The following is a 23141-nucleotide window of genomic DNA, read 5'->3' as shown; positions in this document are numbered from 1 at the left end:
CTAAAGTTACCCATCCTTGTAGAACAACTTCTAAGAAGAGAGGTAGAGCTAAACGTATGAAGAAAGCAAAGATCTGGTTTGCCTCCGGTTTAGTGCTGCTCTTGTTCGGAATCGGATACGGGGCCGACGTGCTCCGGCATACGCTTACCGAGGGCAAAGTCAATACTTATAAAGCGCAGCCCGCGTTCAGTGAACAGGTTATCGATTATGGAGCTTTCGGGAAGGACGTGTATGAGCTGCAAGGACGGCTCGCTTATCTCGGTTTTTATCATGGGAAGCTGGACAGTTATTTTGGACCAAAAACCCTCGAGGCGCTTAAATGGTTTCAGTCGGAATTTGGCATGAAGGTTGACGGACTCGCAGGTCCCAAAACGAAACTGAAGCTGTACAATGCCACAAAAAACTGGAAGCCAGGCATGGAGTACGCGAATACCGGCGGAAGCAACAAGTCCCAAGACGGTGCGGCCAATAAGTCCAGTGGCGGCGGCAGCGTCAAAGCGGAATCCGAAGATCTATCCGCCTCTAACACTATGGGGCTGTCGGAGAACGATTTAAAAATTATGGCGAATGCGGTATACGGAGAGGCACGGGGGGAACCTTTCGAAGGGCAGGTTGCCGTAGCTGCGGTTATTTTGAACCGGGTGAAGTCGCCGAGCTTCCCTAACACCGTATCCGGCGTGATATTTCAGCCAGGCGCATTTACAGCCGTTGCCGACGGTCAAATCTGGCTGGAGCCAAACGAACAGGCACGTAAAGCTGTGCAGCAAGCGCTAAACGGCTGGGATCCAACCGGCGGTTGCTTGTATTACTTTAACCCAAAAACGGCGACATCGAAATGGATCTGGTCGCGTCCGCAGGTGAAGACGATCGGAGAGCATATTTTCTGCATGTAAATAGCTAAGTTTCGAAGGAGCAGCCGCTTGTCGTCAGGTTGCTTCTTTCCTTTGAATTGGTATAGAATGGAACTGACTTTCTTGTAAAGGAGTTTTGGCTTTGAACAAAACGCGATTTGAGCGCGGCACCGTAGGCCATATTCGTCTGCATGTCCTGCCGACCAACCGATTCAAAACTTTTGCCATTTCTCTATATGCGGGACTGCCGTTGCAAGAGCAAACGGTTACCGCAACGGCCCTTACTCCGTTCGTACTGCGCCGGGGTACGGAATCATATCCGGAAACGACGCAGTTCCGCGAGCAGCTGGAGCATATGTACGGAGCGGGCTTCGGCTTTGATGTATATAAACGCGGCAATTACCAAATGGTCCAGTTCCGTATGGACACGATTAATGATTCTTTTGTCAAAAGCAACGATTCCCTCTTGGGACAAAGCTTTGCTTTTCTAGGGGAAGTCGTAACCAAGCCGGCGAAGGAGAACGGGGTGTTCCGCACCGCCTATGTGAACTCCGAACGGGAGTCCGTTCGTAAGAAGCTGGAAGGGATCATTAACGATAAAATTCGCTATGCGGCTGAACGCTGTACAGAAGAGATGTTTAAGGACGATCCGTACCGCCTCCATCCGTTGGGTGAACGGAGCGAACTGGACGACATTACGCCCGAATCCTTATACGCCTCCTACCAAAGCTGGCTGCAGCAAGCGCACCTGGATTTGTATGTGGTGGGCGACACGACGCTGGCCGAGGTGGAGGAGCTGGTTGCCAAGCATTTTAGCTTGAATCGTTCAACCACTCCAGCGTATAAGCCGGAGCAGGTGGATCTTCGAGGGAAGGAAGTTCAGACCGTAAAAGAAGTGCTCGACGTCAATCAGGGCAAATTGAATTTAGGTCTTCGTACACCGATCACTTATGGAGACGATCGCTATGCTTCCTTGCTGCTTTATAATGGCATTTTGGGCAGCTATCCACACTCTAAGCTGTTCCTCAATGTACGGGAGAAAGAAAGCTTGGCATACTATGCCGCCTCTCGATACGATGGGCATAAAGGCATCGTCAGCATTCAATCCGGCATTGAAATTGCCAATTATGAGAAAGCCCTTCGCATTATCGAAGCGCAGCTGGACAGCATGCGTGCTGGAGAAATCAGCGAGCTGGAGATGAGTCAGACGAAGGCGATGATCCGCAACAGCTTGCTCGAGATGCAGGATTCCGCTTTTGATATGATCGCCTATGACTTCAACCGCGTTCTGTCCGGTAAAGACCGGTCGGCGGAGGAACTGCTTCAACAAGTTGAGCAGGTTCAGCCTAAAGATGTTGTAGCGGCCGCGGAAACCGTCCAGCTTGATACGATATACTTTTTGACAGGCCAGAAGGAGGGGTAGGCGGATGGAAACGATACGTTATGACGCTTTGCAGGAAACGCTGTATCGCGAAACGATGGACAACGGTTTGCAGGTGTATGTACTCCCAAAACCGGGCTTCCAGAAAACGTACGCCACGTTCGCGACCAAATACGGCTCAATCGATAACCATTTCCGGGTAGAAGGGCAAGACGACATTTCGGTTCCAGATGGTATTGCCCATTTTCTGGAGCATAAAATGTTTGAGGAGCCTGAAGGTGATATTTTTGCCACCTTTGCTTCCCAAGGCGCTTCCGCGAATGCGTTTACCAGCTTCGACCAGACGGTCTACCTGTTCTCGGCAACGGAGAAGATTGCGGCCAATCTGGAGACGCTGATTAATTTCGTACAGCATCCTTACTTTACCGACCAGAACGTCGAGAAGGAAAAAGGCATTATCGGCCAAGAGATCGGCATGTATCGGGATAACCCGGATTGGCGGGTCTATTTTGGCCTGATCGAAGCGATGTATAAGGTGCATCCGGTTCACATCGACATCGCCGGCACCGTAGAATCGATTGGCACCATTACCAAGGAAACGTTGTATACGTGCTACAATGCGTTTTACCATCCGAGCAACATGCTGTTGTTCGTCGTTGGCGGGGTAGATCCGGAGGAAGTGTTCAAGCTGGTCCGGGATAATCAAGCGAAGAAGGAATACAAACCGCAAGGATCCATCGAGCGGTTGTTTGATCCGGAGCCGCGTGAGGTGTCGGAGAAACGGCGGGAATCCCGCCTGCCGGTGTCGCAGCCAAAATGCTTATTCGGCTTTAAAGAGACGCGCCTCGGCTTTGCCGGCGAGGAATTGCTGCGCCGCGATCTGGCTACGAAGCTGGCACTGGATCTGCTGTTTGGGGCCAGCACGAAGCTGTACCAAAAGCTGTATGATCTCGACCTGATCTCTGACAGCTTTGGCCATGAATACAACAGCAACCCGAATTACGCGTTTTCGGCGATCGGCGGGGATACGAAGGATCCAGACCGGATGCTGGCTGTAATTAAGGAGGAAACTGAGGCGGTGCTCGCTTCCGGATTCCGTCAGGAAGATTTTGAACGGGCGCGCAAGAAGAAGATCGGCGGATACTTGCGCATGTTGAACTCGCCGGAGAACATCGCTCACGAATTCACCCGTTACAAATTCCGCGGCGGCGATCTGTTTACGGTCCTTCCGATTTATGAATCGCTGACCTTGGAAGAGATTAACGCGCGGCTGCGCGAGCATATCGATTGGGAGCAGCTTGCCGTCTCGATTGTGGTGAGCCCGTAAATGCAGACCAATCATGGGATAGGAAAAAATATCGCGGACATGACCGTCCTCATCACTGGAGCAAGCCGGGGGATCGGCGCCGAGGTGGCGCTGCGGTTCGCTTCGGTGGGCATGAACGTGGTCATTCATTATATGAAATCTCACGAAGCGGCCAATGAGGTCGCCCGCAAATGCTTGGAGCTCGGAGCCAAGGCGTACACGGTCGCGGCAGACCTGCGCAGCAAGGAGCAGATCCTGCGGATGAAGGAACGGCTCGACAATTACGGGTTGTATCCCGACATATTGGTCAACAACGCGGGCATCTCGCATTATGCACTCTTGTCCGATGTGACCGAAGACGAATGGGACGACATTATGAACGTCAATTTGAAAAGTGTGTTTCTCTGCAGCCAGCTGTTTATGCCGCATATGATCAGCCAACGCTTCGGGCGTATTATCAACGTTTCTTCCGTTTGGGGAATCACGGGCGGCTCTTGTGAGGTTGCCTATTCGGCAGCCAAAGGCGGAGTTAATGCATTTACCAAAGCGCTGGCCAAGGAACTGGCCCCCTCCGGTGTTACGGTGAATGCCGTCGCTCCAGGAGCGGTGAAGACCGAGATGATGGAGCGGTTTGATGCGGAGGAGTTGCGGCAGTTGGAGGAGGATATTCCTATAGGACGGCTGGGTTCACCGCAGGAGATCTCCTCATTAGTTTATTTTTTGGCGCTGCCGGAATCCGGTTATATCACCGGGCAAATCATCAGCCCCAACGGCGGCTGGATTACCTGAGTCCGATGTTTTCACAGGTTTTGGATTAAGTGTTGGAGCTCGGCGCGCGCATAAATTCCCCGGGATTTTCGCATATTACGACTGTTGATTTTAAATCGCCAAGCGAAGGAGGATTTATCATGTCAACAGTACTCAAAAATTTTGATACATGGAAGAAATTCCTGGGTGATCGCGTCAAGCATGCGGAAAATGCCGGCTTCAGCGAAGAGGAAATCACCAACCTCGCATACGAAATCGGCGGTTTTCTGGACGACAAAGTGGATCCGCAAAACGAATCCAACCGCGCGCTCAAAGAAATTTGGGATGTGGGTACGGAAGAAGAGCGGAAGACCATCGCTCGTCTGATGGTGAAGTTGGCCAAGAAAAACGCATAGTTCGATCTTTGGAAAAGCTCCCGCTTCGGGAGCTTTTCCCCCATTTTCTCCGCCCGCTTGCCTTTCAATTTTATTTTATATATCATAAAACACATATGAACATCTGTTATCAGGAATGGGAAGATTTGTTCTTTATAAATTGTTTTCTGCGAATTAGCAGGAATTAAGACCTATTTTGTCGAAAGAGCAAGAGGATATGGAGAAGGTGTCTGGGATGGATGAGAAGCAATGGTACTTAGAATACAAAATACATAAAAATCGCCCAGGACTTTTGGGGGATATCGCCTCCATGTTAGGGATGTTGGAGATCAACATCTTAACGATTAACGGCGTGGAAGGCAAGACGCGCGGGCTGCTGCTCGAGACCAATGATGACGGAAAAATCGAACAAGTCAGTCAGTTATTGAACAAGGTGGACAGTATTACGGTCACCGCTTTGCGGAATCCGCGTCTAGTCGATTTGCTCGCCGTCCGTCATGGACGCTATATCGATCGGGATTCCGATGATCGCAAGACGTTCCGATTTACGCGGGATGAGCTGGGGATCTTGGTTGATTTTCTAGGCGAAATCATGAAACGGGATGGCCATCAGGTGATCGGACTACGAGGGATGCCTCGTGTGGGGAAGACGGAATCGATTATCGCCGGAAGCGTCTGCGCGATGAAACGATGGACGTTTGTATCTTCAACGCTCTTGCGGCAAACGGTACGCAGCCAATTGTCAGAGAATGAAATGGACCCTAGGAATGTATTTATTATTGACGGTATCATAAGTACTCTTCGTTCCAATGAAAAGCATCATCAGCTCTTGCAAGAGTTGATGTCCATGCCTTCCACGAAAGTTATCGAACACCCGGATGTGTTTGTGAAAGAGTCTGAATATAGTTATGACAATTTTGACATAATTATTGAATTGCGTAACAATCCTGATGAGCAAATCGTTTACGATACGTTCACGACAATTTATACGGACGATCTCTAAACGATGAGCCGCATAAAGCAATCATAAGCAGGAGGTGATGGTCGTGTCGGATTTGGGCCAGCAGTTAAGAGAAGCCCGCCTTGCCAGAGGTTTGTCGCTGGATGACGTACAGGAAATGACGAAGATTCGCAAACGATATTTGGAAGCCATCGAAATGGGGGATTATAAGGTTCTGCCTGGTAGCTTCTATGTTCGGGCTTTTATTAAAACGTATGCGGAGACCGTCGGCTTGGACGCGGACGAACTGCTTGCCGAACATCGGCAAAACGTGCCTTCTACAGCTCCGGAACCTACGATGGAACCGGTGATTCAAAAGCGCCGCAGCCGGCAGCACAACGAGCGCAACTCGAAATGGCTGTCCACGACGCTGATGTGGTCGTTTACTGTGCTGATTTTGATTGTTATCTATCTGTATTTCACAGTATGGGGAAACAATAACGATCAAGCGGATAACAATAAGGAGCCGGATCCTACGCCGGTCACTCAGGGGACCAACCAAAATGGCAACAAAACCGGTAATACAGCCAGTGGCGATGCCGTAGGCGGGAACAATGGCGCCCAGAATGGGACAAACAATGGTGCGGAATCGGGATCAAATCAGGGTACCGATACGAATACCGGGAATGCGGGGAACACGGGAGACGAATCCCCGACGAATGATACCGATAATCAGGCGGTGACGATCGTACCGGACGGAACGGAAGGTAGCACTACGAAGTTCAAGATTCAAAACCCTGGGACGGGGCCTGTGCAAGTCGTGATTACAGCTAGAGGAAAAAGTTGGGTTGAAGTACGCAAAGGCAACTCTAAGGGTGAGAAGTTGTTTTATGACAACACCAAAGAAGGCGACGTATTAACCTATGATATCGGACCGGAAGGGTTATTCGTCAAATCGGGTAATTCCTCTCAAACCGTGATCACGGTCGCCGGACAAACAATTGAGGATGGAAAGACGACGTCCAAGTTCCTATTGAACCTTGATGACGGAACAGGCGGCGGTACCACAGGAGATACCGGAACGGAAGACGCCGGTATGGGTGGAGACAATTCAACCACAGAAGGCAACGAATAAGCGAGGCCGGCCACAAGCTGATCGCTTATTCGCTTAATCAAAAGCGCGGTAAGGACCATCAGGTCAAGCAGCGCTTTTTTGGCTTTATTCGGCAGTATGGTGTTGGCGGCGACGAATGGCTCGACTTTGCGATTTTTTTTACATATAATTTAATTATGTAAAGATTGGAAACCGAGAAAGGAATGTGACTTATGGCATCGGAAAATTCTTTCGACATCGTTTCAAAAATGGACATGCAGGAATTGACCAACGCAATCGATCAAACGGAACGGGAAATTGCAAACCGCTTCGATTTCAAAGGTAGCAAGAGCGAGCTGAAGCTGGAGAAAGACGAACTGGTTATCGTTTCTGACGATGAATACAAGCTGGGAGCGGTCATCGACATTCTGCAATCGAAAATGATTAAGCGCGGGTTGCCGATCAAGAACTTGGATTACGGCAAAGTGGAACCGGCTTCCATGGGCACCGTGCGTCAGCGGATTAAATTGAAGCAAGGGATCGACCAGGAAAATGCCAAGAAAATTAATGTGTTGATTCGCGATTCCAAGTTGAAGGTCAAAAGCCAAATTCAAGGCGATCAAATTCGCGTAACAGGCAAGAGCCGTGACGATTTACAAGAGATTATTCAGATGCTGCGTAAAGCCGATTTGTCGGTGGATTTGCAGTTCACCAATTTTAAATAGTGCACAAGGGTCTCCTGCAGGGAATAACTAGCTGCGGCAGGCCCTTTTCATATTTTTGACAGCATTGGTCCCGGAATATTATACTTGTAGAGGTTGTTTAATCCTTAAGTTTGACGGGAATTTTGGCTTTCAACGATGGGGGAAATGGTTCATGACAGAAAAGGTAAAAATCGTGACATTGGGCTGTGAGAAAAATTTGGTGGACTCGGAAATCATGTCGGGTCTAATTGAGCAGCGCGGCTATTCCTTGGTGGATAATCGCGAGGATGCAACCGTCATTATCGTCAACACCTGCGGATTTATCGATGCGGCGAAGGAAGAATCGGTAAATACGATTCTTGAGCTGGCCGATTTGAAGGAAAGCGGAAGATTGAAAGCACTGATCGTTTCCGGGTGTTTGACGCAGCGATATAAGCAGGCTTTAATGGAGGAAATGCCGGAGATCGACGGTATTGTGGGGACGGGAGATTTTCACCAAATCAATCGGATCGTTGACGAAGCGCTGAAAGGCAAGAAGCCGGCGCTGGTCGGCAACCCTGTCTTTAATTATGAACAAGCGTTGCCGCGCAAGCTGTCTACAGCCCGCTACACGACCTACGTGAAGATCGCTGAGGGCTGCGATAACAACTGTACGTTCTGCAGCATTCCGATCATGCGCGGGAAGTTCCGCAGCCGTTCCATGGAATCGATTTTGGAGGAAGTCCGCAGCATGGCGGCCCAGGGCGTTAAGGAAATCAGCCTGATTGCGCAGGATTCTACCAATTACGGTACCGACTTGTATGGCGAGTTTAAGTTGGCAGAGCTGATGGATCGCGTCACTCAGGTGGAAGGCGTGGAGTGGGTGCGGTTGCATTATGCTTATCCCGGCTTCTTTACGGACGAGCTGATTGAGATGATGGCGACCAATCCGAAAATCTGCAAATACGTGGATATGCCGCTACAACACAGCGAAGACTCCATCTTGAAACGGATGCGTCGGCCTGGCCGGAATCGCGACATCCGCGAGCTGGTTGCAAAGATTCGTGCGCGGATACCGAACGTTTCTTTACGTACGTCTTTGATCGTTGGGTTTCCAGGGGAAACGGATGAAGATTTTGAGCGGTTATGTGAGTTTGTGCGCGAGATCAAGTTCGACCGCCTTGGTGTATTTACCTATTCCAAGGAAGAGGATACGCCGGCATCACGTTTGCCGGATCAAGTGGATGAAGAGGTCAAAGAATGGCGGGCGAATACGCTGATGGAGATTCAGCGGGAGGTTGCAAACGCCAACAGCAGTAAGTACATCGGTCAGGTTCTGGACGTGCTGATCGAACGTTATGACGGGCGTAGCGACGTTTACGTCGGCCGCTCGCAATATGACGCTCCGGAAATCGATGGCGAAGTTTACGTCACGAATTGCCCGGTCGGGCTAGGAGAACTGACCAAAGTGCGAATTACGCATGCTTTTGATTATGATTTGTCCGGGGAGGCTGTCCTGTGAATTTGCCCAACCGTATCACATTAGCTCGTATTTTCATGATTCCGGTGATGCTGGTCTTCTTGCTGTTGGATGCCGGATGGCTCGCCTATGAGCTGACGCTTGGCGAGTACTCGTTGCCGGTAAACCAACTGATAGCGGCAGTGCTGTTTATTATCGCTGCCAGCACGGACGGAATTGATGGTTACATCGCTCGTAAATATAATCTGGTCACCAATTTAGGTAAACTGCTTGATCCGCTTGCAGATAAGCTGCTGGTTGGAACGGTGCTGATTGGTCTTGTAGCCTTGGGCAAATGCGATGCCTGGATTGCAGTTATCATTATCGCCCGTGAGTTTGCGGTGACCGGCTTGCGCGAAGTTGCGCTTCTGGAAGGCTCCGTCATTGCGGCCAGCAAATGGGGCAAGGCGAAGACCATCACGCAGATCATCGCGATTTCGGCGTTGCTGCTGAACAATTTTCCGTTTGAATGGTTGTCGATCCCGTTTGATGATATCGCGATTTGGCTGGCGGCAATCATCACGTTGTATTCAGGGATTGATTATTTCGTGAAGAATAAGAGCGCGCTTTCTTTTTCCAAAGTATAAATGGATTCTGGGAGTTAGGGCAGAACACTGAAGGAGGCATGCGAAAATGAAAGCGGAAATTATTGCGGTAGGGACGGAGCTGCTGCTTGGTCAAATCGTCAATACAAATGCACAGTACTTGTCTCAGGAGTTAGCGGCGCTTGGGCTCGATGTTTATTTCCAAACGGTGGTTGGCGATAATATGAATCGGCTGGCCGAGGCGGTAAGGACGGCATCGGGGCGAGCGGATGTGCTGATCCTAACCGGCGGGCTGGGTCCAACCCAGGACGATCTTACGAAGGAGGCGCTGGCTGAGGTACTCGGTCGGACGCCATACATTGACCCGGAAGCGATGGCGAATATCGAGCGATTCTTTCAAGACCGCGGTGTCCCGATGACGGAGAACAATCGCCGTCAGGCGCTCGCCATTGAAGGGGGCACGCCGCTTCCGAATGAAACTGGTCTGGCGGTGGGCAATGCGATTGCGTTGAACGGCAAGTTCTATATCGTATTGCCTGGTCCGCCAAAGGAAATGAAGCCGATGTTCGAGCATCAGGCGAAGCCTTGGATTTTGAAGCATGTGCTGACCAGCGAGATGCCGATTTTTTCTCGGATGTTGAAGTTTGCCGGGATTGGCGAGTCTGCGTTGGAAACCAAACTGCTTGACCTGATCGAGGCGCAAAGTGATCCTACGGTGGCGCCCTATGCGAAGGAAGGCGAAGTTACGATTCGCATCTCCACCAAAGCGGCAAACGAGCAGGAAGCGGCGGTGAAGCTGGATGCGATGGAGCGTGAGATTGCCTCGCGGCTGCCGGAGCATTTGTATGCGAACGTGGATGAGCCTATCGAGAAGACGATCCTCGATTTAATGGCTTCGCGCGGTCTTACGTTGAGCGCAGCCGAAAGCTGCACCGGCGGGCTGCTCATGGAGATGTTCACCGCCTTGCCCGGCAGTTCAGCCGTGTTTACGGGCGGAATCGTCTGCTACTCCAATGCGATGAAGGAGAAGCTGCTCAACGTGCCGCATGACCTGCTGGAAGGTGAAAGTGCGCCAGGCGCAGTCAGCGCGGAAACGGCCAAGGTCCTGGCGGAGCAGGTGCGCCTGACTGTAGGCACTGACATTGGGCTTGCGATCACCGGCGTGGCAGGGCCTGCTCATTCTGAGCGCAAGCCTGTGGGGCTCGTGTATGTTGCGATTGCGCGGGAGGGTGCGGATACAGCCGTCTTCGAACTGAACCTCAAGGGCAACCGTGAGATCATTCGACTGCGCGCTGTGAAGTCGCTGTTCTACCAATTGTGGCGGGTCTTGCAGGGAAGGTAAGGTGGGCTTTTCACTGGTACAGCAGTTTAGTGTATAGTGGCTTGCTTTTACGCATGATCCCGATCAATCAGGGGGAAGGGCAGGAGTGCTTTGCAATACGAGCGGGCTCAATGTTCAAATGTTCGTTGCTTAGCAACTCTTGTGTTTTGGAAGAATATGACATATAATCAAGATACGGAAGAACCGTAGCAAACGGATTGAGTTGTGCTGCGGTTCTTTTTTTTGTTGGGAGAGTAACGTTGGGAGGGGGCGTTGGAAATAGGGGAGGATGAACGGGTTGAGTTGATTGTCGCTTTGCTAGTTTAGTTATGGTGCGTCGGATTGGTGGGAACAGGGAATCTATTCGAAAAATCATATATAATTGTGCTTCATGAGGCCAAATCTACGTGATCTGTATGAAAAATCGATTATAATCCAATACGATGGAGTTGAAATGAGCAAATATAGATGAAAAATCGAGCATAATACGCGATTTCAGCCGATTTCAATGAAATTATATATGAAATTTCATACATATTGAGATGGCCGCACCAAATATTACAATACAAATCAACTCAATATGTACTGTGTCACCACACCACCGTGAGCACAAATCCATAGTTACCCGCAGCAAGCAAGTAGTGCAAGCTAACCGTACTCAAGGTCATATGATAAATCACCGCACAATAGAGCATAGAGCACGTCTAAAGATTACCTCAGTTACACCGTAATTGTCTGTCCAGTTTACGGATTTCTACGTATTGGACCCTATTCATGCCTTCCATTACGACAAATGAGGGACAGGGAGCGGAGGGATCTTCAGTTTGGGAGGTGGAGAAATTTTGCGAATGTATGTTCGAAAAAACGCTTGGCAAACATTCCAAAACAAGGTACAATGATATACGAAAGCAGTTACGACAGAGCCGAAGTATACTGAATTCAGTAACTTTAAGAAGTAATTAATGATTTATATAACATTTAAGGATGTGAGCTGATTGTCAGATCGTAAAGCAGCGCTGGAGATGGCGCTTCGCCAAATAGAAAAGCAATTCGGTAAAGGTTCGATTATGAAGCTTGGAGAATCGACGCACATGCAAGTCGAGATCGTTCCAAGCGGATCGATTGCTCTGGATATTGCCCTTGGTACAGGTGGACTTCCACGCGGACGGATTATTGAAGTATACGGGCCGGAGTCTTCCGGTAAAACGACGGTAGCGCTGCACGCGATCGCTGAAGTTCAGAAGATCGGTGGACAAGCTGCCTTCATCGACGCCGAGCATGCGCTGGATCCTTCCTATGCCAGCAAGCTGGGTGTCAACATTGATGAACTCCTGCTGTCCCAGCCGGATACAGGGGAACAAGCCTTGGAGATCGCTGAAGCGCTTGTGCGAAGCGGTGCAGTGGACATTATCGTTATCGACTCCGTTGCGGCATTGGTGCCTAAAGCGGAAATCGAAGGCGAAATGGGGGACTCGCACGTTGGCTTGCAAGCTCGCCTGATGTCTCAAGCGCTGCGGAAGCTGTCGGGGGCCATCAGCAAGTCGAAGACGATTGCGATCTTCATCAACCAGCTGCGTGAGAAAGTTGGCGTCATGTTCGGGAACCCGGAGACAACGCCAGGGGGGCGTGCGCTGAAATTCTATTCAACGATTCGTTTGGATGTACGCCGCGTTGAGACGATCAAGATGGGTAACGATATGGTCGGTAACCGGACACGGATTAAGGTTGTAAAGAACAAGGTTGCGCCTCCTTTTAAACAGGCTGAAATCGACATTATGTACGGAGAAGGTATTTCTAAGGAAGGCAGCATTCTCGATATCGGAACGGAACTGGATATCGTGGATAAGAGCGGTGCTTGGTATTCGTATGCCGGCGAACGTCTAGGACAAGGCCGTGAGAACGCGAAGCAATTCTTGAAGGAGCATCCGGAGATTGCGAATGCAATTGAGCAGAAGATCCGCGAATCCAGCAATCTGACAACGTCAGTAGCTCCGGCTTCCGCCAGCGATCTGGAAGCGGAGTTTGCGGAAGAGCAAGCGTTGTTTGCAGAAGAATAAGCTTGTTAAGCTGTAACATCAAGCGCTCTGATCGCGGCAATATGCCGGGTCAGGGCGCTTTTGCAGTAGTTAAGGAAGTTAAAGATTCGCCTAAGGTGCAGACAGGAGGGACAGGATGTGAGTACATGGGGACAATCGCGCAGGAAAGTTGCGGGGAGAAGAGATGGAGTTAACTCTGGTGAACGAAGAGAGGACGAAATCGTAGACATCTCCGATGAGGCGTTCTGGGAACCGCGACCGAGGGATATCGGCTGGGATTCAAAACGAGAGAAGACAGAAGAGGAAGTTCCGGCCGGATTGGATGCTTTCCCCGAGGACACCGAGCTGGAGATTACGTCCGTATTGATGCTGAAGCGGCCGAAGCATCGTTATCGGATCTCTTTTGGGGCATATGCGCTGGAAGTTCACGAGGATGTGATGATTAAATACCGCATGATCAAAGGGGCGGTATTTACAAAAGAAGAACTGGAGGAAATCGTAGCAGCCGACGAGCGCCAACAGGGGTATGCCGATGCGTTGAAATATTTAAGCTTAAAGCCGCGAACCACCTATGAAATTGCACAACGTCTAGGCGAGAAAGGCTGGGGCGAAGAGACGATTCAAGATGTGCTTACCCGATTGCAATCAGAAGGTTATGTTAATGACGCTGCATACGCACAGGAATGGGCTTCTCAGCGCGTGAAATTGCGCGGGAAGGGGAAACTGTGGGTCAAGCATGAATTGCGCCAGAAGGGGATTTCCAAGGCGTATATCGAGGAGGCGCTTGGTGAGGTCAGCGAAGAGGACGAGTTTGAGAGTGCCTTGCAGCTGGGCATGAAGAAGTGGCGTTCAACCACAGGGGAATTGCTTGACCGAAAACGTAAAACCGGGGCGTTCCTGCAGCGCCGCGGATATAGCGGAAGCGTCGTATCCCGGGTTATGCGGGAACTTGGCAACCGCGAAGAAATGCATGGAATGGATGAATGGGACGAAGAATAACAGGGCGAGGTAACTCCTGTCATTTGCTTGACAATATCTTTTCACAAATAATAAAATGAATTTGAGTCCATACCTTGAGGGCCCCTTTTTTCCTTCCAAAATTATGGGTCTGAAGGTATAGGATTTATGTTCTCCAATCAGGCAAAGTGCGTCCGCTAGGCTACTGCGGAGGAGTCATGCTTTTGCAGCATGAAGTGCTGAGCTGAAAGGGCAAGTCATGAATTCTTTGTATGGAATGATGAACCTAAGAAACGAAAAGTAACTACAACTGCAAACATCCCAAGGAATGCCTTGGAGGAAACAACGGGGAGGTGAACAGATGCACCCAGTAATCTGGATCGTTCTCGTTGCAGCCGCTTTATTCTTTGGGTTCGTGATCGGGTATTTTATTCGCAAGTCTCTTGCCGAAGCTAAAATTTCCAGTGCAGAGCACGCGGCCAGCCAAATCCTAGAGAATGCTAGGAAGGACGCGGAAGCACTGAAAAAGGAAACGGTTCTGGAAGCCAAAGACGAAGTCCACAAGCTCAGAGCCGAAGCTGATAAAGACATTCGTGAACGTCGGAATGAAATACAACGACAAGAAAGACGATTGTTGCAAAAAGAAGAGTCGCTGGATAAAAAATTAGAATCGCTTGAACGTAAAGAAGAGCAAGTGGTCAGCAAAGAGAAACGGATCGAAGAAACCCAGCAACAAATCGACTTGATTTATAAGAGTCAGGTTCAGGAACTCGAACGGATTTCCAACCTTACCATGGAAGATGCCCGTACGATCATTTTGAACAACGTAGAGCAGGAAGTTCGCCATGAAACGGCGCAGATGATTAAAGATATTGAACAGCAAGCGAAGGAAGAAGCGGATAAGAGATCCCGCGAGATCATTACGCTGGCCATTCAACGCTGCGCAGCTGATCATGTGGCGGAAACAACCGTTTCCGTCGTAACCCTGCCAAACGAAGAAATGAAAGGACGGATTATCGGTCGGGAAGGCCGGAATATTCGTGCTCTCGAAACATTGACCGGGATCGATCTCATTATCGACGATACGCCGGAAGCGGTGATTCTGTCGGGCTTTGACCCGATTCGCCGTGAAATTGCTCGGACCGCCTTGGAGAAATTGGTGGCGGACGGACGGATTCATCCGGCTCGGATCGAAGAGATGGTCGAGAAATCTCGGAGAGAAGTGGACGAACGGATTCGCGAATATGGCGAGCAGGCTACGTTCGAGGTGGGCGTACATGCTTTGCACCCGGATTTGATCAAGATCTTGGGACGTCTTAAGTTCCGGACAAGCTACGGCCAAAACGTCCTGAAACACTCGATGGAAGTCGCTTATCTGGCCGGATTAATGGCTGGAGAGCTGGGCGAAGACATCACTCTTGCCAAACGGGCAGGCTTGCTGCACGATATCGGCAAAGCGCTTGATCATGAAGTGGAAGGATCTCATGTCGAAATCGGCGTGGAGTTGGCTAAGAAGTACAAAGAACATCCGGTGGTTATCAACAGCATTGCCTCTCACCACGGCGATTGCGAAGCCACCTCAGTCATTGCCATGTTGGTTGGCGCAGCCGATGCTTTGTCGGCAGCAAGACCGGGAGCGCGTCGGGAAACGCTCGAAACCTACATTCGTCGGTTGGAGAAGCTTGAGGAAATTTCCGAATCGTTTGAAGGCGTCGAGAAATCGTTTGCCATTCAGGCGGGCCGCGAGGTTCGCGTAATGGTGCAGCCGGATAAGATTGACGACGCGGAAGCATTCCGCTTGGCGCGTGACATTACGAAGACGATTGAAAATGAACTGGATTATCCAGGTCATATCAAAGTAACCGTCATCCGCGAAACGCGGGCGGTTGAATACGCCAAGTAAAGGTTATGCTGAAAAGTGGCCCCTCGGGGGGCCGCTTTTTCATTGCTTGGATATGCCTTGAGCTCACATGCTGCAAGGGGTAGTAGTCAGAGGAGGGAACCAGCATTAAAGTTCTGTTTATCGGAGATATCGTCGGAAATACGGGGCGCAAAGCGCTGAAGGCCACGCTGCCTCATTTAAAATCGAAATATAACCCGCATATCATCATTGCGAACGGCGAAAACGCTGCGGCAGGCCGGGGCATTAACGCCAACATCGCCAAAGAGTTTTTCGATCAAGGCATTCACGGCTTAACGATGGGGAACCACACGTGGGACAATAAAGAAATCTTCGACTTCATCGATCAAGAGCCGCGAATGGTCCGGCCGGCTAACTACCCGCCGGGTACGCCCGGATTAGGGTACACTGTGATTAAGGCAAATGGGAAAGAGCTGGCCGTTGTCAATTTGATGGGCCGCACTTTTTTGCCGCCGCTTGATGACCCGTTCCGGGTTGCGGATGAAATCATCGGTCAACTATCCAAGAAGCACAAGTGTATTCTGGTCGACTTCCATGCCGAGGCCACTTCGGAAAAAATCGCCATGGGTTGGTATCTTGACGGTCGCGCTTCGATCGTTGTGGGGACGCACACTCATGTGCAAAGTAATGACGACACGATCCTGCCGCAAGGGACGGCTTACTTGACCGATGCCGGTATGGTTGGCTCACGTGAAGGCATCCTGGGCATGGAACGGACGGCCGTGCTGCGCAAGTTCACCACACAGCTTCCGGTTCGGTTCCAAGTCTGCGAAGGGAAATGGCATTTCCACGCGGTCATTGTCGATATAGATGAATCTACGGGCAAAGCCCAGAAGATTCAAAAAATTCGTTTGCTGGAAGACGAATGGATTATGGACTAGTTCATCGCCAAGAAGTCCGATAAATCAAGGCCTCTCGAAACTTTCTCCTCGGGGAAAAAGAAGGAATATCCCAGATTCTCACGAATATCTTCTAAGTAGTGGAATCCAACGAATATTCCCAGGGAGGTACTAACCATGGAAGTATTAAAGGTTTCAGCAAAATCCAACCCCAACTCCGTTGCCGGTGCGTTGGCTGGCGTCCTAAGAGAACGTGGCGCTGCTGAACTTCAGGCCATTGGGGCGGGTGCTCTTAACCAAGCCATCAAAGCCGTTGCGATCGCCCGGGGATTCGTCGCGCCAAGCGGTGTGGACTTGATTTGCATTCCTGCTTTTACCGACATCGTCATCGATGGTGAGGATCGGACCGCGATTAAACTGATCGTAGAACCGAGATAAGTTTTGGATAGAATGATGCCTGTTTACGTTTCGTAGACAGGCTTTTTTGTTTGTTTTGAGCTAAAATGTTCGTAACGAGGAGGATTATTATGAACCTGCCCATTATCGATTTTCATTGTGATGCTTTGAGTAAATTGCAGTTAGACCCGAAGCTGGATTTTGCCCATGACCGCCGGTTGGACGTCAATCTTCGCCGATTGGAGGAAGGCGGAGTGAAGCTGCAGACGTTCGCCATATTTCTGTCCAGTGAGTTAGGGCCAGCGAAAATGGAACATATTCTTGAACAGATCGATTTGTTTCGTGAACGGGTTCTCCCGCTGGGTGTGCTCCCTGTACAAACTGCTGAAGACTTGAATACCCTGGAGCAAGGAGGGGGAATTGGTGGGCTATTGTCGCTGGAAGGAGCGGACGGGCTTGAGGGAAACCTGCAATATGTCCGTGTATGTTATGAGAAGGGTGTGCGGTTACTCGGGTTGACATGGAACTATGCCAACTGGGCTGCGGACGGGGTGATGGAGCCGAGAAACGGCGGGTTTACTCCGGCTGGGTTGGAGCTGGTGAAGTTGTGCCATGAACTCGGCATCATTTTGGATGTCTCGCATTTGTCGGTCAAAGGATTTTGGGAGCTTCAAGAGCTGGCGGAGGCCGCGGGCAAGCCGTTTATCGCTTCCCATTCCAACGCCTATCAGATTTGCCCCCATCCACGAAACCTCCGTGACGACCAGATCCAGGCGATTATTAAGCTCGGCGGGCGAATTGGAGTGACCTTTGTGCCTTGGTTCGTCAAAGAGGGGAAACATGCAACCACCAAAGATTTGCTGCCGCATATCGAACGGATCTGTTCATTGGGCGGAGCGAAGCACCTGATGTTCGGATCCGACTTTGACGGGATCGACACCCATTTGACCGATTTCCGGCATACGGGTCAGTACGCAAATTGGCAGGAGACTTTGCTGAAATATTACCCGGAAGAGCTTGTCCGCGGATGGTTGTACGACAATGCAGCCGCATTCCTGCGCGCTTGGTTGCCTTTCCACAAGTAAGCGCTTTAATTCATCCAATTGTGAGAACGAATTGATCGAAAACTACTATATGAAAAAAGGCTAGAAAACGCTTGCTTTTTGCCAAGTGTAGACATAAAATTGACATGACTCTGAAACAGAATGTTCACAAACAATTGGCCGGAATGTGACCTCTTGCACGTTAACATTCTACACTTTTATTATTATCTCTATTTTTCCATTGCGATACGATTAAAGGGGTGGGCGATCTTGATTAGTCAATTGTCTTGGAAGATCGGTGGACAGCAGGGAGAGGGCGTTGAAAGTACAGACCGGATTTTTTCGACGGCTTTGAACCGGCTGGGATATTATTTGTACGGGTATCGGCATTTCTCCTCCCGTATCAAAGGCGGTCATACGAATAACAAAATCCGGATCAGTACCAAGCCAATTCGTGCGATTTCCGACGACTTGGACATTTTAGTCGCTTTTGACCAAGAAAGTATCGATTTGAATGCACATGAATTGCGCAGCGGCGGGGTTATTGTAGCGGACGCTAAGTTTAACCCGACCGTACCGGAGGGCGTGGATGCCCGTTTGTTCCCGGTGCCGATTACGAGCATTGCCGAGGAGCTTGGAACTTCGCTGATGAAGAACATGGTTGCTTCCGGTGCCTCATGGGCGCTGCTCGGTCTTCCGCTTGAAGTCTTTAACAAAGCGGTGGAAGAGGAGTTCGGCCGCAAAGGACCTGCGATTGTTGAGAAAAATATCGAAGCAGTGAAACGGGGCGCGGATTTCGTGCTTGAGCTTGCCGGAGGACCTCTGGAAGAGTTCAAACTCGAGCCGGCGGATGGCAAGCAGAAGCTGTTTATGATCGGTAACGAAGCGATTGGCCTGGGGGCTGTTGCGGCAGGTTGCCGGATCATGAGTGCTTACCCGATTACCCCTGCTTCTGAAATTATGGAATATTTAATCAAAAAATTGCCGAAATTTGGCGGTACAGTGATTCAGACCGAAGATGAGATTGCAGCGATTACGATGGCGATTGGTTCGAGTTATGCAGGCGTTCGTACGATGACTGCATCGGCGGGACCTGGCTTGTCCCTCATGATGGAAGCGATCGGACTGGCTGGCATGACCGAAACGCCAGTCGTAATCATTGATACACAACGCGGCGGTCCAAGTACAGGCTTGCCGACGAAGCAGGAGCAAAGTGATATCAACGCGCTCATCTACGGTACGCATGGGGAAATTCCGAAGATCGTGATTGCGCCTAGTTCGATTGAAGAGTGCTTCTACGATACGGTAGAGGCGTTCAACCTGGCTGACAAATATCAGGTGCCTGTTATCGTGGCGACGGACCTGCAATTATCCCTCGGGAAGCAGTCCTGCGAAATGCTCGATTTCAACAAAGTTATGATCGATCGCGGTTACCTGGTGAAGGATATTCCAGATCGTGAAGATTCAAGCATGTTCAACCGCTACGCCTTTACGGAAAACGGGATCTCCCCGCGGGTGCTGCCAGGTGAGAAGAACGGCATTCACCATGTGACTGGGGTGGAACACGACGAATCCGGTCGTCCGTCGGAAAGTCCGGTGAACCGGAAGAAAATGATGGATAAGCGGTTGCGGAAGCTGGCCAATCTGGAGGTCACGAATCCGATTCACCTTCAAGCCCCGCATGCTGAACCAGATCTGCTGATCATCGGCATGGGCTCTACGGGTGGCACGATTGATCAAGCTCGCATCCGTCTGTCGGAGGACGGCTTGAAGACGAACCACATGACGGTGCGCTTGCTGCATCCGTTCCCAACGGAGCAAGTGTTGCCGCAAATCGAGAAGGCGAAGAAAGTCGTTGTTCTGGAGAATAACGCAACGGGCCAATTGGCTAACCTGATTAAACAAAACGTAGGTCACCACGACAAAATCGTGAATGTCCTGAAATATAACGGCAATCCGTTCCTTCCTTCGGAAGTCTACGAAGAGTGCAAGAGGGCAGCCGGGAAGAAAGCGCAGGAGGAGTTGGTGAAAAATGGCAACGTTTAAAGATTTCCGTAACAACGTTAAACCTAACTGGTGTCCGGGATGCGGCGATTTCTCCATTCAAGCCGCAATCCAACGCGCTGCAGCGAATGTAGGGCTTGAACCTGAGCAACTCGCTGTGATTTCCGGGATTGGTTGCTCCGGTCGGATCTCCGGATATATCAACGCTTACGGATTGCACGGGATTCACGGCCGTGCGCTGCCAATCGCTCAAGGCGTGAAGCTGGCTAACCGCGACTTGACCGTCATCGCTTCCGGCGGCGACGGCGACGGCTTTGCAATCGGGATGGGACACACGGTACATGCCATTCGCCGGAACATCAACATCACCTACATTGTCATGGACAACCAAATCTACGGGTTGACCAAAGGGCAAACGTCCCCGCGCAGCGGTGAAGGCTTTAAGACGAAGAGTACGCCGGAAGGCTCGGTAGAATCAACTTTGTCGCCGCTTGAAATCGCTCTGGCGTCAGGTGCCACTTTCGTAGCGCAATCGTTCTCCAGTGATTTGAAGCAGCTGACTTCCTTGATCGAGCAAGGCATCCAGCACGAAGGCTTCTCCTTGATCAACGTATTCAGTCCATGCGTTACCTTTAACAAGGTAAATACGTACGACTGGTTCAAAGAGAACATCATCAATCTTGAGACCGTTCCGGATTATGATCCAAGTAACCGGGCGATGGCCATGGCGAAGTTGATGGAGACGAACGGCATGATCACTGGATTGATCTATCAGAACAAAGAGAAGAGATGCTACGAAGATCTGGTTCACGGCTTTAAGAAAGAGCCGCTGGTTCATCAATCGCTGGCACTTTCTGAAAGCGAGTTTGACAATCTTGTAGCAGAATTCAAATAATCAGGTGAAAGGTGTCCATTTCTGGTGGACACCTTTTTCTTTTTTTCTCCATTAGGTGTATAATGAGTAGCGATGTGAATCGTCATCGATATAGAGAATATACGAGGAGTGTTTGTAGACATGAGCAAAACTGTACCTGTCGGCGTATCCGCGCGTCATATCCATTTGACGCAGGAGCACATTGAAATTTTGTTTGGACAAGGCTATCAACTGACGGAATTCAAACCGCTGTCCCAACCGGGACAATTTGCTGCGAATGAACAAGTGGCAGTCATCGGACCAAAAGGACAGTTCGATAAAGTTCGTATTTTGGGTCCAGCCCGTCCGGCATCCCAGCTTGAAATTTCCCGTACAGATTCTTTTGCATTGGGGGTTAAAGCTCCGGTGCGCGAATCGGGTAACATTGAAGGTACGCCTGGCATCAAGGTGAAAGGTCCTGCCGGGGAAATCGACTTGGAGCAAGGCGTCATCGTCGCTGCGCGCCACATTCATTTCCATACTTCCGATGCAGAGAAATGGGGCATCAAAGACAAGCAGCTGCTGAAAGTTCGCTTGAGCGGAGAACGCGGTTTGGTGCTGGAGAACGTCATTGCACGCGTATCTGATAACTTTGCCCTCGATATGCATATCGATACGGACGAAGCGAACGCTGCTGGTGCGAAGACAGGCGACACGGCAGAGATCATCGACTAATTGGTGACAGTTGAAAAAAATAAAGGGCTTGCCCAACGGCTGTGAATGCCGGGCGAGCCCTTTTTGGTATATTCAGCTTTAAGCTTCGATGGATACCGCGTGGGCGATGCAGGGGATGCTCTCGCCTTGCTGGTAGGAGAGCGGAGAGAGCAACGCCCCGGTGGCCACGACGAGGATTCGTTTTAATTCCCCGCGTTTCATCCGGTTCAGCAGATGGCCGTAAGTGACGACAGCGGAGCAGGCGCAGCCGCTGGCGCCGGCTTGGACCTGTTGGTTCTCGTAGTCGTAAATCATCATCCCGCAATCCATATAGGTCGTCTGCTTGATGGGGAAGTTGTGCCGGACGAACAGATCGTTCGCGATGGCATAGCCGACTTTGGACAAGTCCCCAGTGACGATCAGGTCATAGTAAGATGGCTCGATCTCCAGGTCCCGGAAGTGAGCCTGGATCGTATCGACAGCAGCCGGTGCCATTGCAGCGCCCATATTAAATGGGTCGGTGATGCCCATGTCGATGACTTTGCCCATCGTAGCTGACGTTACCGAAGGCCCCTCTCCTTCAGGGGATAAAACGACGGAGCCCGAGCCAGTGACCGTGAACTGCGCGGTGGGCGGCTTCTGCGACCCGTATTCGGTCGGGTAGCGGAATTGCTTCTCCACACTGGCGTTATGACTGCACGTTCCAGCTACGGCATATTTCGCGCCTCCGGAATTGACGACATAGGCGGCCATCGCCAGCGTCTGCATCGAGGTTGAGCAAGCGCCAAACATGCCGATATACGGAATGCTTAACGTCCGTGCGGCGAAGCTGTTGCTGATGATCTGATTCATCAGATCGCCGCCGAAGTAGAATTGAATCTGTTCCTTCGTTAACCCGGCATGCCTGATCGCTAACTGCGCTGATTCTTCGAGCAGTGTCTTTTCGGCTTTCTCCCAGCTGTCTTGACCGATATAGAGGTCGGCATGGATCACATCAAAATCTTCAGCGAGCGGCCCTTGGCCTTCAAATGGCCCCACCACAGTAGCGCTGCTAATGATCTTAGGTTTATTTTCAAATACCCAGCTTTGATGGCCTTTCAGCATTTCAGTGCCCACCTCCGGCATACCCTGGGATAAACACCGCGTAAATCAAGCCGATGATAAAAGCAGCCACCGTACCAAACACGATGACGGAACCGGCTAATTGAAACATGCCTGCAGCTACGCCCAGCACCAGACCTTCCGGGCGATGCTCAATCGCCGTCGATGCCATCGAGTTGGCAAAGCCCGTGACAGGAACAGCGGTACCTGCTCCGGCCCACTGAGCGATTTTATCATAGACACCAAAGCTCGTGAGCAGCACGGACAAGATGACAAGAATAGCGACGGTCGGGTTAGCGGCTTCTCTTTCGCCCATATGGGCAAAATGGATAAAGGCCTGTCGGATACATTCTCCAATCAGGCATATCAATCCGCCGACCAAAAAGGCTCTCAGACAATTGACAGCTACCGGGCGCTTTGGCTCATGGGCATGTGCCAGCCGTTGATACTGTTGCTGTGTAGGAGTCAATTGCTTATTTTTTTTCTTGGCCATGCT

22 protein-coding genes are annotated in these 23141 nt (G+C 50.6%); 20 read left to right on the top strand and 2 right to left on the bottom strand.

Going from position 1 to position 23141, the window contains the following annotated elements; all coding sequences use genetic code 11:
• Nucleotides 1–56: 56 nt before the first annotated feature.
• The 20 genes from sleB to pduL all read left to right on the top strand — a co-directional run bounded on the left by sleB (nucleotide 57) and on the right by pduL (nucleotide 21565).
• Nucleotides 57–893, top strand: coding sequence for a spore cortex-lytic enzyme (gene sleB / locus C812_RS09165; RefSeq protein ID WP_016312387.1), 837 nt, complete (start codon nucleotides 57–59; stop codon nucleotides 891–893).
• A 100-nt stretch (nucleotides 894–993) separates the two neighbouring features.
• Entirely contained in the window at nucleotides 994–2274 is a 1281-nt protein-coding gene (gene yfmF, locus C812_RS09160; protein ID WP_016312386.1) for an EF-P 5-aminopentanol modification-associated protein YfmF, read from the top strand.
• A 4-nt stretch (nucleotides 2275–2278) separates the two neighbouring features.
• On the top strand, nucleotides 2279–3559 hold the full coding sequence (yfmH, locus tag C812_RS09155) for an EF-P 5-aminopentanol modification-associated protein YfmH (protein WP_016312385.1): 1281 nt from the start codon (nucleotides 2279–2281) through the stop codon (nucleotides 3557–3559).
• Complete coding sequence (gene ymfI, locus C812_RS09150; RefSeq protein WP_036624996.1) at nucleotides 3560–4327, top strand: elongation factor P 5-aminopentanone reductase; 768 nt, start codon at nucleotides 3560–3562, stop codon at nucleotides 4325–4327.
• Nucleotides 4328–4446: 119 nt separating this feature from the next.
• Nucleotides 4447–4701 carry a DUF3243 domain-containing protein gene (locus tag C812_RS09145; RefSeq protein WP_016312383.1) on the top strand — a complete coding sequence of 85 codons (255 nt, stop codon included), beginning with the start codon at nucleotides 4447–4449 and terminating at the stop codon, nucleotides 4699–4701.
• A 214-nt stretch (nucleotides 4702–4915) separates the two neighbouring features.
• The gene (locus C812_RS09140) at nucleotides 4916–5683 is read left to right on the top strand and encodes a DUF3388 domain-containing protein (protein ID WP_016312382.1); all 768 of its coding nucleotides are present in this window, start codon (nucleotides 4916–4918) and stop codon (nucleotides 5681–5683) included.
• Nucleotides 5684–5726: 43 nt separating this feature from the next.
• The gene (locus C812_RS09135) at nucleotides 5727–6755 is read left to right on the top strand and encodes a helix-turn-helix domain-containing protein (protein ID WP_036624993.1); all 1029 of its coding nucleotides are present in this window, start codon (nucleotides 5727–5729) and stop codon (nucleotides 6753–6755) included.
• A gap of 191 nt (nucleotides 6756–6946) precedes the next feature.
• Nucleotides 6947–7438 (top strand): YajQ family cyclic di-GMP-binding protein, encoded by a 492-nt coding sequence (locus C812_RS09130; RefSeq protein WP_009223078.1) that lies wholly within the window; start codon nucleotides 6947–6949, stop codon nucleotides 7436–7438.
• 151 nt (nucleotides 7439–7589) lie between these two features.
• Nucleotides 7590–8918, top strand: coding sequence for a 30S ribosomal protein S12 methylthiotransferase RimO (gene rimO, locus C812_RS09125; protein WP_016312380.1), 1329 nt, complete (start codon nucleotides 7590–7592; stop codon nucleotides 8916–8918).
• Nucleotides 8915–9502 carry a CDP-diacylglycerol--glycerol-3-phosphate 3-phosphatidyltransferase gene (pgsA, locus tag C812_RS09120; RefSeq protein WP_016312379.1) on the top strand — a complete coding sequence of 196 codons (588 nt, stop codon included), beginning with the start codon at nucleotides 8915–8917 and terminating at the stop codon, nucleotides 9500–9502. Before rimO ends, pgsA begins: the two co-directional genes overlap by 4 nt.
• A gap of 46 nt (nucleotides 9503–9548) precedes the next feature.
• Nucleotides 9549–10802, top strand: a complete 1254-nt coding sequence (locus C812_RS09115; RefSeq protein WP_016312378.1) for a competence/damage-inducible protein A — start codon at nucleotides 9549–9551, stop codon at nucleotides 10800–10802.
• 974 nt (nucleotides 10803–11776) lie between these two features.
• Complete coding sequence (gene recA / locus C812_RS09110) at nucleotides 11777–12838, top strand: recombinase RecA (RefSeq protein WP_016312377.1); 1062 nt, start codon at nucleotides 11777–11779, stop codon at nucleotides 12836–12838.
• A 117-nt stretch (nucleotides 12839–12955) separates the two neighbouring features.
• The gene (locus C812_RS09105) at nucleotides 12956–13816 is read left to right on the top strand and encodes a regulatory protein RecX (protein WP_016312376.1); all 861 of its coding nucleotides are present in this window, start codon (nucleotides 12956–12958) and stop codon (nucleotides 13814–13816) included.
• 319 nt (nucleotides 13817–14135) lie between these two features.
• Nucleotides 14136–15677 carry a ribonuclease Y gene (gene rny / locus C812_RS09100; RefSeq protein ID WP_009223084.1) on the top strand — a complete coding sequence of 514 codons (1542 nt, stop codon included), beginning with the start codon at nucleotides 14136–14138 and terminating at the stop codon, nucleotides 15675–15677.
• A 104-nt stretch (nucleotides 15678–15781) separates the two neighbouring features.
• Nucleotides 15782–16576 (top strand): TIGR00282 family metallophosphoesterase, encoded by a 795-nt coding sequence (locus C812_RS09095; protein ID WP_028539122.1) that lies wholly within the window; start codon nucleotides 15782–15784, stop codon nucleotides 16574–16576.
• A 135-nt stretch (nucleotides 16577–16711) separates the two neighbouring features.
• Complete coding sequence (locus tag C812_RS09090; RefSeq protein ID WP_006286829.1) at nucleotides 16712–16972, top strand: stage V sporulation protein S; 261 nt, start codon at nucleotides 16712–16714, stop codon at nucleotides 16970–16972.
• Between the two features lie 89 nt (nucleotides 16973–17061).
• The gene (locus C812_RS09085) at nucleotides 17062–18015 is read left to right on the top strand and encodes a dipeptidase (protein WP_016312374.1); all 954 of its coding nucleotides are present in this window, start codon (nucleotides 17062–17064) and stop codon (nucleotides 18013–18015) included.
• A 228-nt stretch (nucleotides 18016–18243) separates the two neighbouring features.
• Nucleotides 18244–20019: a 2-oxoacid:acceptor oxidoreductase subunit alpha gene (locus C812_RS09080; protein ID WP_036624990.1), complete on the top strand. Its 1776-nt coding sequence runs from the start codon at nucleotides 18244–18246 to the stop codon at nucleotides 20017–20019.
• Nucleotides 20006–20872 carry a 2-oxoacid:ferredoxin oxidoreductase subunit beta gene (locus C812_RS09075; protein WP_016312372.1) on the top strand — a complete coding sequence of 289 codons (867 nt, stop codon included), beginning with the start codon at nucleotides 20006–20008 and terminating at the stop codon, nucleotides 20870–20872. Before C812_RS09080 ends, C812_RS09075 begins: the two co-directional genes overlap by 14 nt.
• Nucleotides 20873–20992: 120 nt before the next feature.
• Nucleotides 20993–21565 (top strand): phosphate propanoyltransferase, encoded by a 573-nt coding sequence (pduL, locus tag C812_RS09070; protein WP_016312371.1) that lies wholly within the window; start codon nucleotides 20993–20995, stop codon nucleotides 21563–21565.
• A 78-nt stretch (nucleotides 21566–21643) separates the two neighbouring features.
• Here pduL and spoVAD read toward each other — a convergent pair whose 3' ends face one another.
• Both spoVAD and spoVAC read right to left on the bottom strand, forming a co-directional pair.
• Complete coding sequence (gene spoVAD / locus C812_RS09065; RefSeq protein ID WP_016312370.1) at nucleotides 21644–22648, bottom strand: stage V sporulation protein AD; 1005 nt, start codon at nucleotides 22646–22648, stop codon at nucleotides 21644–21646.
• A gap of 1 nt (nucleotide 22649) precedes the next feature.
• A complete protein-coding gene (gene spoVAC, locus C812_RS09060) occupies nucleotides 22650–23138 on the bottom strand; it encodes a stage V sporulation protein AC (protein ID WP_016312369.1) in 489 nt (162 codons plus the stop codon).
• Nucleotides 23139–23141: the final 3 nt, after the last annotated feature.

It is taken from the genome of Paenibacillus barengoltzii G22 (assembly GCF_000403375.2).
GTDB lineage: Bacteria > Bacillota > Bacilli > Paenibacillales > Paenibacillaceae > Fontibacillus > Fontibacillus barengoltzii.
The sequence above is the reverse complement of the archived record's forward strand: the minus strand, read 5'-3'. Positions and strand labels throughout refer to the sequence as shown.